The sequence below is a fragment of the Ruegeria sp. AL12 genome, assembly GCF_056540885.1.
The window spans coordinates 1-14,464 of record NZ_JBQFXN010000011.1 but is presented as its reverse complement, the minus strand read 5'-3'; the positions used below and the strand labels follow the sequence as shown (position 1 = coordinate 14,464).

The window sequence follows — 14,464 nt, the reverse complement described above, 5'->3', positions numbered from 1 at the left end:
GCTCTGGCCGGTTACCCCTTCCAGATCCGCTGATACGCCGCGATTAGCGCGGGCACCTGATGCGGCCAGGCCATCTCGGACTCGACCCGGGCACGCCCATAGCGGCCCATGGCGGCGCGACGTTCGTCATCGGCCAGCAATTCGGTGATCTTGTCGGCCATATCCACCGGATCGTTGGCCTTTGCATAAAGCGAGGCCTCCTGCGCCGAGAACCGCCCTTCGGTCACGTCGAACTGAACGATGGGTTTTTCGAAGGCCATGTATTCGAGGATCTTGTTCATGGTGGATTTGTCGTTCATCTCGTTCACCCGATCCGGGTTCACGCAGACATCGGCGGTTGACAGGATCTCGAACAGATCCCGATCCGGGGCACGGCCGGTGAAGGTGACATAGTCCGACAGGCCCATTTCAGCAGATTGTTCGCGCAGCTTGTCCAGGCTGGGACCCCCGCCCACAAGGCAGAACTGGATATCGTCGCGGCCCTGAACCTTGACCAGATGCGCCACGGATTCCAGCAGCAGGTCGATCCCTTCCTGATCGCCCATGACACCGACATAGCCCACCATGTATTTCCGCCCGTTGCGCCAGTCCGGGTTCGGCGGCAGGTGCTGCAACCGGTTCAGATCGGGGCCGGAGCGGACGACAAACACATCCTCGGGCGCCATGCCGCCGCGTTCGATGGCGATCTTGCGATAGCTTTCATTGGTGGCAATCGACACACGGGCCGAGGCAAAGGTCAGCCGCTCGAACGTCTTCATCAGTTTCCAGAAAAAGCCGCGCTTGTTGAACTTGGCCTCGTAAAGCTCGGGGTTGATGTCGTGGTGATCGAACAGATAGCGCACGCCAAACAGCTTGAACGGCAGCGCCACCAGAAAGATCAGATCAGGCGGGTTACAGCCATGGATGACGTGAAAGCCGCGGGTGAATTTGATCTTCAGCGACAGCCAGCTTTCCCAGAACAGCGCCGCGCCATATTCCAGCAGATACCCCAGCGCCCCGCTGGCATCCAGCGGCAGCGGGTGGCGATAGACCTTGATGCCTTCATCTTCCCACACGCGTTCCTCATGGCCCTTGCCGGTGGGGCAGATGACCGAGACCAGCGCGCCGGCGGCGGCTAGCGTGCGCGCCTCCATCCAGACGCGGCGATCAAAGGGGACGGGCAGGTTTTCCACCACGATCAGAACCTTGAGGCCCTTCAGGGGCTGGCTCTGGCGCAGCTCTTCGAACGAAATCGGCTGAACGGCGGGCACAGGGCTAGTCATATTCATAGGTTCTTACCACCTCTGCATCACCCAGGTTCAGATCATTCACGATCCGGTTTGAACCGACCACCAGATCCCAGGGCCCGGCCTCGGCCGTGGCGCGGTCCACCAGCAGGCTGCCCACGTTGGGCAGGTGGGTAAAGGCATAACCAAGGTTCTGCCCCCGCAGATCGGCCGGTTTGATCGCAGGATCATAGACCGACAGCTGATAGCCCGCCTGCAACAGCCGCCGGGCGATATCGACATTTGGGCTTTCGCGCAGATCATCGGTTCCGGCCTTGAAGGCCAGCCCGGCCATCAGCACCCGGCCCCCATCAGGCAGCCGCGCCATGATATCCTGCGCCTGATAGGTTTTATGCGCCTGATTGGTCTGCAACAGGCTGTCGATCAGATGCGTATGCGCCCCCACCTCACCGGCAATATGCTGCAATGCACGCACATCCTTGGGCAGGCAGGATCCCCCGAACGCACCCCCCGGACGGGTGTAATAGGCCGAGATGTTCAGCTTGGTGTCCGAGACGAAAATCTCGTGCATGGTTTTGGCCGACACGCCCATGCTGTGACAGATGCGGCCTACCTCATTGGCAAAGGCCACCTTGGTCGCGTGCCAGGTGTTGTCGACGAATTTGGTGATCTCGGCCTCTTCAAAGGCGGTGTAGAACACCGGTGCATTCAGGCCTTCGTGCATTTCGTCCATCACCGCCGAGCGGTTTCCATCTGCCGTGCCGACAACGATCTTGGGCGGGTTGAAGAAATCATCCACCGCCGACGCCTCGCGCAGGAATTCGGGGTTATAGACAATCTCGATCGCCTGCCCCGTCCGATCGCCCAGATAGCTGTGAAAGATCGGCTCGATCAGCTGCCGCACCGTGCCCGGCCGGAAGGTGGACCGATAGGCCACGGTCAGCGGTCGCGCGCGGTCGGGCGAGACGGCCTTGGCAATCTGTCGTGTCACCTCGGCCACGAAATTCATGTTGTGCGAGCCGTCAGTGGAACTGGGCGTACCGACGCAAACGATGGCCAGATCCACATCGGACAGATCTGGAATTTCAACCGTTGCGCGGATCAGGTTCTTTGCAAGCGCCTCGGTCAGCAGCTCGGCCACCTTGGGTTCCTTGATCGGGGGTTGCCCGGCATTGATTTCCGAGACCTTGTCGGCATTCACATCGACGCCGATCACCTCATGCCCCTCACGGGTCAGACAGCATGCTGCCGTGAACCCCACATACCCCAGACCAAAAATCGCAATCTTCATACTGTTATACCATCTTGAAAACAGGCACCGGGTCCGGAAAACACCGGTCTCTTCTACTTGTTACCCTTGCGCAGTCAGAATCCAATCTGAGACACTGAGGCGAAACTTCATTTTGCTATGTAATATTCAGCGCCGACTCGCTGCGACGGTACTGATTGAAACATGGTGTACCTCTCTGAAACTGGAAAAACATGCGATTTCAACACAAAAATATACTTACAGGTTTGACTAGCAGCCAGCCGACTAAATTCCTAGAACAGCAAGTGCTGGTTTTTTGAAGCGATGTTGAGGGTAGCCAGATTAGAAACATTGGTACGTTGATAAGTTTTTTGTTCCGAGTATGGAAAGGCAAGTCTTTTGAAGCCTCCAGTTGAACCAGGCGTGACGATCGCCCCGGGCACACCCGATCACAGCGCGACCCTTACCAGAGGGGCCGCAACATTGTTTGCATCGGGCGTTTTCAGCCAGTTTCTGGGCGTTTTGACATTGGTTGTGACGGCCCGTCTTCTGACGCCGACGGATTTCGGGATCATTGCCTATTTCATAATCGCGGCCGCGTTTCTGGAAATCGTCCAGCGGGCCGTTTCCATGATTCTGATCCGCCAGCCCGAAATCACCGACGATCACCTGAACACCGTGTTCACGATGCAGGTGCTGTTGGGCATCTTTTCGGCACTCCTTATCTGGGCCAGCGCCCCTCTGATGACATTCTTCGGGCTTGCGGAACTGACATCGCTGATCCCCCCGCTTTGCTTCATTGCCATCGCAACTTCCATCAAAAGCACACGCTTCCCACTTTTGGAAAGAGATCTCCGGTTCGGTTTCATCGCAGGCGAAGAAACGACCAGCCGAATTGCATATACATTGATGGCCATCAGCCTCACATGGATCTGGCGTGATTACTGGGCCATCGTGGTCGCCAGCGTCATCACTCAGGTCATCCGGGTCATCTGGAGCTTTTCCGTTGCCCCGATGCGGCCCAGGTTAACGCTCCGATGCTGGCATGACTGCATTGATGTGTCATCATGGTCACTGGGGGCCCAGATCACCCAGTTTCTGATCAACAACATGCCCCAGATTGTCATCGGAAGCATGCTGGGTCTGGCCGATGCAGGGATTTTCAGGGTCGGCTATCGCCTTGTGGTCCTGTTCACCAGCCAGATCATCGGCCCGTTAGAACGGGTCGTTTACCCAAGCCTTGCCAATACTTCCCGGACCCAAGGCTCCAGCCGGGAAGCCTTCGAACGGGCCAACGCCATCCTCTTAGGGATCATCGTTCCAGCCAGTGTCGGCATGGCTCTGGTTGCCAATCACCTGATCGTTGTCGTGGCCGGTTATCAGTGGCTGGCCGCCGCACAGGTCATCTGGGTGCTTGCCCCTTTGAAAGCGATCGAGACATTGCAGGCCAATGTTCGGTCTGCAAGCTACGTCGAAGGCTCTACAAAGCGCCTGTTTCTCCGCAACACGATCCTGCTGATCGCCACAACTGCGCTGACGGTGCTGGGATCGAACTACGGCTTTACCGGCGCGATCCTCGGCTCCGGAGCCGCCAGCCTGTTTGCGATCGGTCTGGCGCTGATCATGGCCAAGGATTTCGGAACCGGTGGGTTTTTGGCACCGATCCTGATGGCCTGGCGTACATTTGCGTCGACCTTTGCCATGTTGCTTGCCGTTCTATTTGTCAGCAGTGCCTATGGCAGTGGCGACGCAGTGGGATGGGCTTACGAGACAGCGGAAGACCTGCCGCTGCTGCGTATACGGTTCTCGGTCAAAGTTCTCGTCGGAGTTTTTGTCTATGTTGGCACACATCTGCTGCTCTGGCGCCTTGCCGGGAAGCCAAAAGGGTTCGAGAGCCTGGCGCTGGAGCTTGCCGCAAAACTCAAACGCAAGCTGTCCAAGGCAGCGTGATGGCCCCGGTTACGCTGACCTCACTCTGCATAAACCGCCCGCCTGATCAGGCCACAAGTTCACTTTTGAGTTGCGCTATTATGTGATCGATATGCGCAGCCGAAAGGTACTGGTGCACTGGCAAAGATACGACATTGTCTTTCAGGGTCATAGCCTCGGCCTGCCCTGACCAGTCGAGATTGCGGTTGAAGCCCGCCCACCAGGCAGTGGCACCAATCCCGCTTTTTTGCAGCGCCCGTACGACCCGGTCACGCCCCGCGACTATGATCGGCATATTCAGCGGACAGGCATCGACCGGAAGCTCCGGAACAAGCATGCGTATCTCGGGAAACTCGTTGAGAACATCCCGGTACCGCTGCCAGTTCGACCGCCGGATCGCAATGGTTTCTGCTACGGAATAGGCCCGCAATGGACGGGATGTGAAGACACTCATCTGTGCGCCGCGCAGCGCCGGGTCGAAATAATAGTGCCCCGGAATGTCTTCCGGTTGATCCCCGTCACTGTGGGGCGGCGGTTCTTGTCGGCCGCGTACCTTCTGAAGCATTGCCTGCATGCGGGACAGCCCCAATACGGTTGCCAAACCAGCGCGCAAAAGTGTTTTGGTCACGGCCTTGCCCGGGGCAGGTCGCGGAAACGGATGCCTGGCGCTCAGGTCCGGCGCATTGATGACCATGGCCCCACCACCCAAAACAGGCACAAATTTGTAGAAGCAGAAAACCGATACGTCTCCGGTGCGGCCTTCTGCCGGCGAAGCACCGCTGAGAAGGCTCAATGCACAATCTTCGATCATCCGCAGCCCATGCTGATCGCACAAGGCCCGCAGGTCCGCCAGGTATGGCTGCAGCACACCAAAATAGTGGATCACATATATCGCCTTCGTCCGCCCGGTAATAAGTGGCGCAATCCGTGCGGGATCGACACGCAGGTTTTCGGAAACCGGATACAACCGAACCGAAAGGCCCGCATCAATCAGCGGGTCGACCTCGGAACCACAATTATAGGCGGGTGCCAGAACTTCATCCTCGGGCTGCAACCCCAAAAGGTCACAGGACGCCCGGATTGCCACACGGGTATTATAGCTCCAAAACACCGACCGGTCCTGGAACAGGGCCGTGTACCCGCCAGCAGAATCCCGGCGAAACAGATCGGACAACCGCATGACAGGATCGCCGCAATAAAGTGCGTTCCCACGGTCAGTCATTCGATGCCAAACCCAGAGGCCAAAATTTACCCAAACCCGATCTTAATACTGTCTTGTCTTTCAAGGTTTCGCACCGTCAAAATATTACCTCAATATACTGATCTAAATGATTTGACTTTTATAGCTACTTTTCGACAACAACGGTCCCGGTACGGTCACGTTTTAAGTGTTCACAGAATGTGGCAGTGGTTAAAATTTGGAATGTAAGTGGTTAACGAGAGCGAAGCGTCATGGTTTCATCGCCGCCCGGCACGAGTAGCGAATACGCTGTATCTATCATTATCGTGAACTGGAACACCCGGGACATTCTTCGGGATTGCTTGGCGTCCATTGCGCATGAGACCCGGCTGCCGCACGAAATCATCGTTGTCGACAACGCCTCCAGCGATGGCTCACCTGAAATGGTGGCCGATGAATTTCCTCAGGTCCGGTTGATCGCGAATACCGAAAATCTGGGCTTTGCCGCTGCCAACAATCAAGGGCTCGAGATTGCTACAGGCGCCAAGCTGCTGCTGCTTAATCCCGATACGATCATCCTGGATCATGCGATCGATGTAATGAGCGCCTGGCTCGACGCGCATCCGGATGTCGGATGCGTCGGCTGCCAGGTCTTCGAAGACCCTGAAACCATCCAGCTGACCTGTTTTGCCGATCCCGGACCGCTCAGCCTGGCAGTGATCGAATTCGGGCTGAAACGGCTGTTTACCTGGCCCGAATATGGGGGCTGGGACCGAACAACGCAGCGCGACGTGGATGTGGTGTCGGGCATGTTCATGCTGGTACCACGCCCGGTCTTCGAAGAAGTCGGTTCGCTGGATGACGCGTTCTTTATCTATTCGGAAGAAGCTGACTGGTGCCGACGTATCCGCAATGTTGGCAAACGCTGCGTCTTCGCGCCTGAGGCACGGATTCTGCATCTTGAAGGCGGCTCGAAAAGCACCGCTCAGATCAAATCGCGCATGTATGTGCAAAAACAGAAAAGCAAGACGATCTACGCCAGAAAGCACTATGGCCGCAGTGGTGAGCTGATAACGCGCGCGATCTTCCTGAGCAGTGCAATGTTGCGCGGAATTGCCTTTGGACTGATCGGGCTTCTGCGCGCCACACCTGATCGCAAGGCAAGGCTGCGCCTGTCCGGAGCGGCAATCCGGTATCATCTTTTCGGTCAGGAACCGATGGCATGAGGGACGCCATTTCCAACAGTGCAGATATCGAGCTTGAGTGTGTCGAAAAACCTGCACACAAGCTGAGCGTACAAGCCAGCTGGGACAGTTTTGTCTCAGCGTCCGGTGCCGAGATATATTTCCTGTCCGACTGGCAATCTGCCTGGTGGGACCATTACGGCAAAACGTTTGCCGCCAGCCGGCATCCCGTCAGCTATATTCTGCGGAACGGTTCAGAGCTTGTTGGCGTTCTGCCCTTTTGCGTTGAAACCCTTTGGGCCGGCCCCATTCCGGTGCGCGTCGCCCGGCTGGCGGGCGTGGATCCTAATTTCGCGGTCATGGAACTGCCCATTGCCGCCGGTTACGAAAACACAGTTCTCGGGGCTGTCATTGAACACCTGACCGATCATTTGAAATGTAGCGTCGTAAGCCTGTCGCCATTGTCAGAACGCGCAGGACAACTGGAAAACCTGCGTGCCCTGAATGGGCGTGGCCTATCCGTTTTACGCGACATCAGCACCCGCGGGCATACACTGATGACTCTGCCTGATACCTTTGATGCGTTTATGGCCTCGCTTTCGAAAAGCCGCCGCCGCGAAGTCCGGCGGGACATCAAGCGCCTGACACCGGCAGGTGAGGTCTTGCGCACTGTCAGTTCCACGCCGGAAACCGTCGATGCAATGATGGATCGGTTCATCGCATTGCATACACGACAATGGGAGGCCGCCGGGAAAGGGGGGCATTTTTCCGACTGGCCGGTTGCGGCAGCGTTCTATCGCAGCCTGATGCAACGCCTGAGCCCGAAAGGCCATGCGGCAATCGATGAACAGTGGCGGGATGAAACGCTGCTGTCCAGCCAGTTACGTTACACCCTGAATGGCAAGGTGCTTTGGTGGCTCAATGCACGGGAAGTCGATGCCGAATTTGCAAAGGCTGGCCTGGGCCGCGTCGGTCTGGTCGCGCGTGTTGAAGAGCTGATCGATCAGGATACGCACCTGATTGAAGCCGGCGCCGGCGAGTATGAATATAAGCTGAGCTACGGAGGAGATCTGGTGCCGCTTTACAATATCGTTCTGGCACCTGATCGGGCTTCCGCGCGGCTTCGTGCCCGTGCACTGCTTTTGTGGGCGGATGCCTTGCATTTCTTTTACTACCGTGTCTGGTTCCTGAAAGTCCGCCCGCGGTTGGGAATCCGGCCGAACAGCCTCTGGAGCAGCTGGATACGGATGCAATTATGAACACGACCCTCTCGTTTCAGAAAGTCACCGCAGAAGAATGGCCCCGGATCAGCGCCAGTTTTCACGATCTGACATACGAACAGACCCTGACGTATGCGCAGGCCGCGGCACAACGGATCGGTGCCACGACTGATTTTATCACCCTGTCAGATCAGGCCGGTCACTTGACCGCTGCGGCCTGCCTGCGCGTAAAGCGCGTGCCCGGCCTGGGGCGTGGTATCGCCTGGATCGCAGCAGGCCCTATGATGCATCACCGCGAACAGCCCGAAATCGACCAGGACCGGCTGGATGCAACATTTGCGGCACTGCGCGCCTATGCCCGGAAAACCGGCCATATCCTTCGGTTGCGGCTTCCCGCCCTGCCATTTCATGACGTTCCGGTAATAGATCGGTCTGCGGCCTCGGCGGGGTTTCATCCCACCGATCGTTCCCGGCCTTATCGGACCGTCATCATCGATTGCGATCAGGACGAAGAAATATTGCTTAAGGCGCAACATGGCAAATGGCGCAACCATCTGCGCAAAGCGTTGAAAAGCGATCTGTCGCTGGAAAGCGCCCCGATCTCCGAAGCCTCGGGCAGATTTCATGAACTCTATCAACAGGTGCAGGCCGCCAAAGGGTTCGAGCAACCTGATATTCCCCCCGAATTCTACTACCCGCTTCAGGGTGCTGATTTTTCCCACGAGGTTCTGTTTGCCCAAAAAGATGGTGTCGACATAGCCGGCATGACAATCGGCCGGACAGGAAATTTCGCGGTCTATCTGTTTGGCGCGACAACGGATGTGGGGCGCCGCTGCAATGCCGGCCATTATCTGATGTGGGAATCCATCCTGCGGCATCGGACACAGGGCATAAAATGGTACGATCTGGACGGTATCGACCCTGACATCAATCCGACCGTCACAGAATTCAAACAACGGACCGGTGGAACGGACTTGTTGGCGGCCGGACCTTATGAATACCGACCCGCCGGATTGGGTTCGGCTTTGATAGGCACCGCCGAAACGCTTCATTCCCGCTTGAAAAAAGCACGCCAATGACCACTGGAACGAGTATCATTTTTCACGGCATCGGCACACCGGAACGTGCCCTGGAACCGGACGAGGCCCCTTACTGGCTGTCAGTCAGTCAATTCGAATATGCGCTGGATCAGATCGCCCAAGCCCCCGATCCGGGCCATTTCACGATCACTTTCGATGATGGCAATCTTTCAGATTACAGTATTGCCCTGCCCGCCCTTGCGGCCCGTAACCTCCGGGGGCGCTTTTTCGTTCTCACCGATCGGATCGGGCAGGTGGGCTCGCTGGATGTCGAACATCTTCACACCCTGCGCGACGCGGGCATGACAATTGGAAGTCATGGCATTGCTCACACGGCGTGGCCCACCCTGGATGATGCTGCACTGACCGAAGAGCTGTGCGCATCACGTGCGCAGCTTGAAAAAATCTGCGGACATCCGGTGACAGAGGCGGGCATCCCCTTCGGGCGCTATGACGCAAGGGTCCTTCGGGCCTTGCGCGATGCGGGGTACACCGCTGCCTGGTCAAGCGATGGCGGCAATTGGCGCGCAAACAATTTTCTGCGGCCACGGACTTCGTTGCGTGGTGATATGTCCACGCACGAGATGGGTGCCACTTTATCCGGTCAAATGCCGCCCCTGCGCCGTTTGCGGCGGGCTTTGGGAATGTCTCGGCGGCGCTGGATGACGACCGGCTGAACCGGTTCTGACAGCCCGCCTTGCTGTTAACTCACCCGGAACAATCTGTGGAAACCGCGTATAACGCAATTTCCTGCCTTCAGTCGGTGTCTGTACACTGTCGCCGCCCTGGCTTTCCTGATCATCAGCATCAAAAAGCCAAACCCCCGCCCCCAGAAGAAACATGAAGAAACAGAAGGTAGAGTCCCACAAATGCACCGTGATCGCGGAAACACATAGGCCCAGCAACGCAATCAAATACCCAAGACGGGCGTCTGCGACGGCGCCGGTCAAATTCCTGTTGCCGGCTTGGAAAAAGACAACCAACACCGCACCCAACAGCAGAAACAGCCCCGGGAATCCATGCCGCAATGCTATCACCAGCCAGAAATTGTCCACCGTGGTCAACATGGCCATCCAGTGGGGTCGCGTATAGTCATTCAACCCGATTCCAAACAACGGGTTCTGCAGAACATCGTCAGAGGCGAAGGTGAAAATATTGATCCGCGTAAATGCGGTGCCCGGTGTCAAAGTGAAGTGTGTTGCGAATATCTGAAACATAGTCCGATTGGAACTGACTTCGCCGACGAAGTACAAAAAAGAGAAAATATAGAGAAGAATTTTCCACCTATTCTTCAGGAACCAAAATATCCTGTTCCACGCCATCAGCATCATCTGAAGTATGACATTCATGAAAGCACCCGACGACAAGGAACAGAAGACGGTGCCCCCAACGATGGAAACGAGACCAACCTTTTTGTTAAAGGATTTATTCCATCCCAACACATACCAGGTAAGTGCAAAAGCCGGTGCACAGAACACTCCAAACAAAATCGGATGCGGCATCGTTGTCTGAGCGCGCAGCAATCCCAGTCTCGGTGGAAAATACCACTTTTGATAAACACTCATCACCTTCCCAAACAGATTCAGGAGCGGCATCTTACCCGTGACAGCTTCATAAGCCGCAAACGGTAAGAGAACCATGATCAGAATGAAGAGGCATTTCACAAAAAACCGGAACGAATCCAAATTGCGAATATAAGTTCGGGCAATAAAATAGGGGGTTAGCGTTTCTATTATGAACATTCCGATGAACTGCCACAGTTCCTGAATGCCGTGATTGACGGCCAAAGTCAGGCTGGCCCAGAACGCAAAGCCGATTACTAAGAAATCGACCGCCCTGATTTTACCTGCTTTACCGCTCAGCCACCCAAAAACTGCGGGGAACATATAGAGGAGAAGGATCACACGATAGCCATTGAGTTTCAGCCCGCCGAGGAAGAAATAAAATGGCATCGCAAAAGATATGACAAGCAGCATCAGGACAAGCGGTTTTGCCACCTGTTCTCTCGTTTTGGCTGACGAAACAGCGATCATTCGAATTTCCTGCCCTTAACTCAAGTAACTCTTCAAAACCAAAAAAAACTGGTGGCTTTCATAGCCACGCCCTTGCCATTAAACACGCCAGCGGAAATCATCCATGTCAGTCTTCATTGAGTGGGATAGTTCTTTGCCAGCGTTGATCCGGCATTCAGGCGATCCATGAGACTGCCGGGACGCACGCCAAACTCATTATAACCCTTTTCCCGCCCCAACGCATGGTAGATGAACTGCTGATCATAATACCCTTCCTGAGACGGGTTTTGATCCTGAATCATGGCATTGTTAAGAAGCACCCAATCGCGCTGGTTTTCATACCCCATGATGTTTGCCGCGGCGTTCTGTTCGATGACAACGGATGTAGAGTCTGGTGAGATATTGATCACCGGCACAGAATGGCCACCAGGAACATTGATCAGAGAGTTTTTTCTGACCGAAATGTTGTCGGAACCGTAGATGGAGATGCCGTGGACATGGCCGTTGTAAATCATGTTGTTTTCGATCAACACGTTCCGATGCCGTACCTCGGGGTCTCCGATGTTCTTCCCATCTCCGCCGGCCCAGATCGTCTGGGCAAAGTCGCCTGCACCTACATCGAAGATATTGTCCCGGATCGTGATATTGGCGCTTCCACTGTTATTGGCCCGCTGGATCTGGATCATATCACGGTGATCGCCAACTCCATCGGCCCCGCCAAAGTTGTGGATGTAATTGTTCTGAACCAGGATGTCGTCGACATTGTCGAACACCAGACCATCCGAGCGGATCGAATGCACGTCGCTGTCAGTGATCTTTATGCCGTCTGTATTAATAGCGATGATCGCCTTCCACCATGTGAGAAACTCGGAGTTTGAAATATCAACATTGGCGGCGTGGAACACCAGCAGACCTGTGCCAAACCCCGCCCCATCTTCTGGCGTTCCGGTGCCGCGTGCGACATCCCCGCTGAACACGGAGTTGGAGATAGTGATGTTCCGGCTGTTGCGAACAACAAAGTTGGCCAGATGATACGGGTCAGCGTTCTTGAAGGTATAGTCGAACCTGATGCCATCCAGATGGACATTTTCGGCCCCGTCAAGAATGGCGACACTGAAACACGCGAGGCTGGCAGGGTCAGCCGATCTGATCACCACCGGCGACGGGTAAGCCTTGCCCAGTTTCAGAGTATCATAGTTCCCCGGTGCAAGCAGATAGACCTCACCGCCACGGGCATTCTGCAAAGCACTTGCCAGCGTTGCTGCGTCGGAAATAGCCTGACCTTGGGTTTGGGCCGTGAATCTGGGTTTGAATTGCTGCCTGTCGCAAGGGGTCTTTGCATGCAAGGCAGGGCTAAAGAACAGCAGGATCGTACCTGCCAGCGCAAGAATACGTGATCTGGACATGACGTACCTTTCTGATCTGCGACCGTTCGAAAGCTTAGTCGAACCCCCGCATACTGTCTATTGTGGTGCCCCTCGGATCGCATGACATTTCCGAGACACTCAGCGGTGCTTTTCCGGGGTGGTCTCAATTAAATCTGCAAGTTGCCGTAGGGGCACCGGGCAATTCATTGCCGACACCTACCAGAGATACGCAAGGACGCGCCGGAATAGTGGCAATTATGTGTTCATTGTTGCTTAACGGGAATCAATTATCCAAACAGGCGTCAACCGCCAAGGGAAGTGGAACAATTCCCAGTATCGAGTATCGAGTTCACTCGGAAATGAAGGCAAAGGGACGTCATTGTCCCAATGCAGGCAACAATTTCCAAACATAGCCATATTTAGGCCACTCTACTGCCCTCGGGCAGCTGTTCCATTTGTCCTGGGTGTGCGGGAACTCGTGCGCTGCCACTCACAGCGCCTATGAAACAGAAGGTGAAATATGTCGACGACAATTACGGTAACCTCTGCGGCAGAGCTGAACCAGGCCTTGTCACAGGCGACAGGTGGGGAAACAATACTGCTTGCGGCCGGCAATTACGGCAAGCTCAGCCTGAATGGTAAACAGTTTTCATCTAACGTAACGATTAAATCCGCTGATCCGAATGCAAGCGCAAGCTTCTCTGAAGCGCATCTCAATGGGGCGTCGAATGTAACGTTCGACACGATCAAATTCGATTACACGTACAGCTCTGGAGACTATCACTTCCAGAATAAATTCAGCGTCACCAACAGTTCGAACATCACATTCCAGAATTCGAACTTCGAAGGTGATTTTGCCAGCGGCACCGGAACATCTGCGGATGGCACCGGATATGGCACCGGACTGATGATCTCCGGTTCCAACAATATCGACGTCATCAATACCGAATTCTCGAAATGGTGGAAGGGCGCCATCGCTCTTAACTCCGATGGGGTGAGCTTCACCGGGAACGACGTTCATTCGATCCGCTCGGATGGTCTGGTATTCGACAATGTCGATAATATCCTGGTAGAGAACAACTATATTCACGATTTCGGCGGCGCTGCGGGCGCGGGCGATCACCGTGACATGATCCAGGTCCAGCGCGCAAACGGCAGCGGCAGTGACAACATCACCATCCGCAACAACGTCTTTGACATGGGCAACGGAGATTACACCCAGACCATCTGGTTTGGTGGGGACGGCAAGGATCTCAGCGACCCGAACGTCATCCACCACAATGTCCTGATCGAAGGGAACGTGATCTATAACGGCCATCTGCATGGCATTTCGGTTTACGGTGCGGATGGTATCACCATCACAAAGAACTCCGTTCTGCACGTAGATGAAAAAACACAGACAGGCGGCATTGAAATTCCGCTCATCTTCGTATCGAACGGCTCCAGTAATGTCGCGATCACCCAAAACATCACGTCGCAGATTCTGGGGCATAGTGGTCAGCCGGACTGGAACGTCGGCAACAATGTCCTAATCAAGCCCACAGAGTACGACCAGCACTTTACCTATCAGGCCACGGCGCAGACGGATGGCTACAATCAGTACGTCGTCATACCAGGAAGCCCGGCGGATTTGGCAAATGCAGGTTCGGACCTCGCAAACAGCATTACAGGCCCTTACATCGATTGGCTCAAAAACAACGGGTATACTGTGATCAGCGCTCCATCCCAGCCCAATACTGGAACGAGCCAACCCAATATCGGGGTGAACCCACCTGATACCGGGACAAGCCAGCCTGACACTGGGACGAGCCAGCCCGATACCGGAGAAACTCAAACCGGGACAGAGACGTCCCCTCCGGCCACAGAGCAGCCTCAGACCGAGGTGGAGACGTCCCCTCCGGCCACAGAGCAGCCTCAGACCGAGGTGGAGGCGACACCTCCCGCTACTGAGCAGCCTCAGACCGAGGCAGAGGCGACACCTCCCGCTACTGAGCAGCCTCAGACCGAGGCAGAGGCGA

At 55.6% G+C, this 14,464-nt stretch carries 11 protein-coding genes; 6 read left to right on the top strand and 5 right to left on the bottom strand.

Annotation, left to right across the window (positions count from 1 at the left end; translation table 11 throughout):
• Window positions 1–11: 11 nt before the first annotated feature.
• Together ACR0C6_RS19010 and ACR0C6_RS19005 are read right to left on the bottom strand one after the other, a co-directional pair.
• Entirely contained in the window at window positions 12–1,268 is a 1,257-nt protein-coding gene (locus ACR0C6_RS19010; RefSeq protein ID WP_480620685.1) for a glycosyltransferase family 4 protein, read from the bottom strand.
• Entirely contained in the window at window positions 1,255–2,517 is a 1,263-nt protein-coding gene (locus ACR0C6_RS19005; protein ID WP_480620684.1) for a nucleotide sugar dehydrogenase, read from the bottom strand. Before ACR0C6_RS19005 ends, ACR0C6_RS19010 begins: the two co-directional genes overlap by 14 nt.
• Window positions 2,518–2,898: 381 nt before the next feature.
• Here ACR0C6_RS19005 and ACR0C6_RS19000 point away from each other — a divergent pair, with 381 nt between their 5' ends.
• Window positions 2,899–4,425, top strand: a complete 1,527-nt coding sequence (locus tag ACR0C6_RS19000; RefSeq protein WP_480620682.1) for an oligosaccharide flippase family protein — start codon at window positions 2,899–2,901, stop codon at window positions 4,423–4,425.
• A 46-nt stretch (window positions 4,426–4,471) separates the two neighbouring features.
• On the opposite strand, the gene ACR0C6_RS18995 is transcribed toward ACR0C6_RS19000, so the two are convergent.
• Window positions 4,472–5,626 carry a DegT/DnrJ/EryC1/StrS family aminotransferase gene (locus ACR0C6_RS18995; RefSeq protein ID WP_480459139.1) on the bottom strand — a complete coding sequence of 385 codons (1,155 nt, stop codon included), beginning with the start codon at window positions 5,624–5,626 and terminating at the stop codon, window positions 4,472–4,474.
• Between the two features lie 230 nt (window positions 5,627–5,856).
• Here ACR0C6_RS18995 and ACR0C6_RS18990 point away from each other — a divergent pair, with 230 nt between their 5' ends.
• The 4 genes from ACR0C6_RS18990 to ACR0C6_RS18975 are packed head-to-tail and all read left to right on the top strand — an operon-like array spanning window position 5,857 to window position 9,744.
• Window positions 5,857–6,810, top strand: a complete 954-nt coding sequence (locus ACR0C6_RS18990) for a glycosyltransferase family 2 protein (RefSeq protein ID WP_480447494.1) — start codon at window positions 5,857–5,859, stop codon at window positions 6,808–6,810.
• Window positions 6,807–8,027 carry a GNAT family N-acetyltransferase gene (locus ACR0C6_RS18985; RefSeq protein WP_480447493.1) on the top strand — a complete coding sequence of 407 codons (1,221 nt, stop codon included), beginning with the start codon at window positions 6,807–6,809 and terminating at the stop codon, window positions 8,025–8,027. Before ACR0C6_RS18990 ends, ACR0C6_RS18985 begins: the two co-directional genes overlap by 4 nt.
• Window positions 8,024–9,067, top strand: a complete 1,044-nt coding sequence (locus tag ACR0C6_RS18980) for a lipid II:glycine glycyltransferase FemX (RefSeq protein ID WP_480447492.1) — start codon at window positions 8,024–8,026, stop codon at window positions 9,065–9,067. Before ACR0C6_RS18985 ends, ACR0C6_RS18980 begins: the two co-directional genes overlap by 4 nt.
• Window positions 9,064–9,744, top strand: a complete 681-nt coding sequence (locus ACR0C6_RS18975) for a polysaccharide deacetylase family protein (protein WP_480447491.1) — start codon at window positions 9,064–9,066, stop codon at window positions 9,742–9,744. Before ACR0C6_RS18980 ends, ACR0C6_RS18975 begins: the two co-directional genes overlap by 4 nt.
• Here ACR0C6_RS18975 and ACR0C6_RS18970 read toward each other — a convergent pair.
• The gene (locus tag ACR0C6_RS18970; protein ID WP_480447490.1) at window positions 9,664–11,100 is read right to left on the bottom strand and encodes an O-antigen ligase family protein; all 1,437 of its coding nucleotides are present in this window, start codon (window positions 11,098–11,100) and stop codon (window positions 9,664–9,666) included. The two genes, ACR0C6_RS18975 and ACR0C6_RS18970, sit on opposite strands and share 81 nt — an antisense overlap.
• Before the next feature lie 113 nt (window positions 11,101–11,213).
• Window positions 11,214–12,485 (bottom strand): right-handed parallel beta-helix repeat-containing protein, encoded by a 1,272-nt coding sequence (locus ACR0C6_RS18965; RefSeq protein WP_480447489.1) that lies wholly within the window; start codon window positions 12,483–12,485, stop codon window positions 11,214–11,216.
• Between the two features lie 481 nt (window positions 12,486–12,966).
• Here ACR0C6_RS18965 and ACR0C6_RS18960 point away from each other — a divergent pair.
• On the top strand, window positions 12,967–14,464 hold a 1,498-nt coding region (locus tag ACR0C6_RS18960; RefSeq protein ID WP_480620679.1), incomplete at its 3' end, for a right-handed parallel beta-helix repeat-containing protein.

Coding starts and splice junctions, on each gene's coding strand:
- ACR0C6_RS18995 (WP_480459139.1), bottom strand. CDS start 5,626: ATGACTGACCGTGGGAACGCACTTTATTGCGGCGATCCTGTCATGCGG.
- ACR0C6_RS19010 (WP_480620685.1), bottom strand. CDS start 1,268: ATGAATATGACTAGCCCTGTGCCCGCCGTTCAGCCGATTTCGTTCGAA.
- ACR0C6_RS18985 (WP_480447493.1), top strand. CDS start 6,807: ATGAGGGACGCCATTTCCAACAGTGCAGATATCGAGCTTGAGTGTGTC.
- ACR0C6_RS18980 (WP_480447492.1), top strand. CDS start 8,024: ATGAACACGACCCTCTCGTTTCAGAAAGTCACCGCAGAAGAATGGCCC.
- ACR0C6_RS18970 (WP_480447490.1), bottom strand. CDS start 11,100: ATGATCGCTGTTTCGTCAGCCAAAACGAGAGAACAGGTGGCAAAACCG.
- ACR0C6_RS18990 (WP_480447494.1), top strand. CDS start 5,857: ATGGTTTCATCGCCGCCCGGCACGAGTAGCGAATACGCTGTATCTATC.
- ACR0C6_RS18965 (WP_480447489.1), bottom strand. CDS start 12,485: ATGTCCAGATCACGTATTCTTGCGCTGGCAGGTACGATCCTGCTGTTC.
- ACR0C6_RS19005 (WP_480620684.1), bottom strand. CDS start 2,517: ATGAAGATTGCGATTTTTGGTCTGGGGTATGTGGGGTTCACGGCAGCA.
- ACR0C6_RS18975 (WP_480447491.1), top strand. CDS start 9,064: ATGACCACTGGAACGAGTATCATTTTTCACGGCATCGGCACACCGGAA.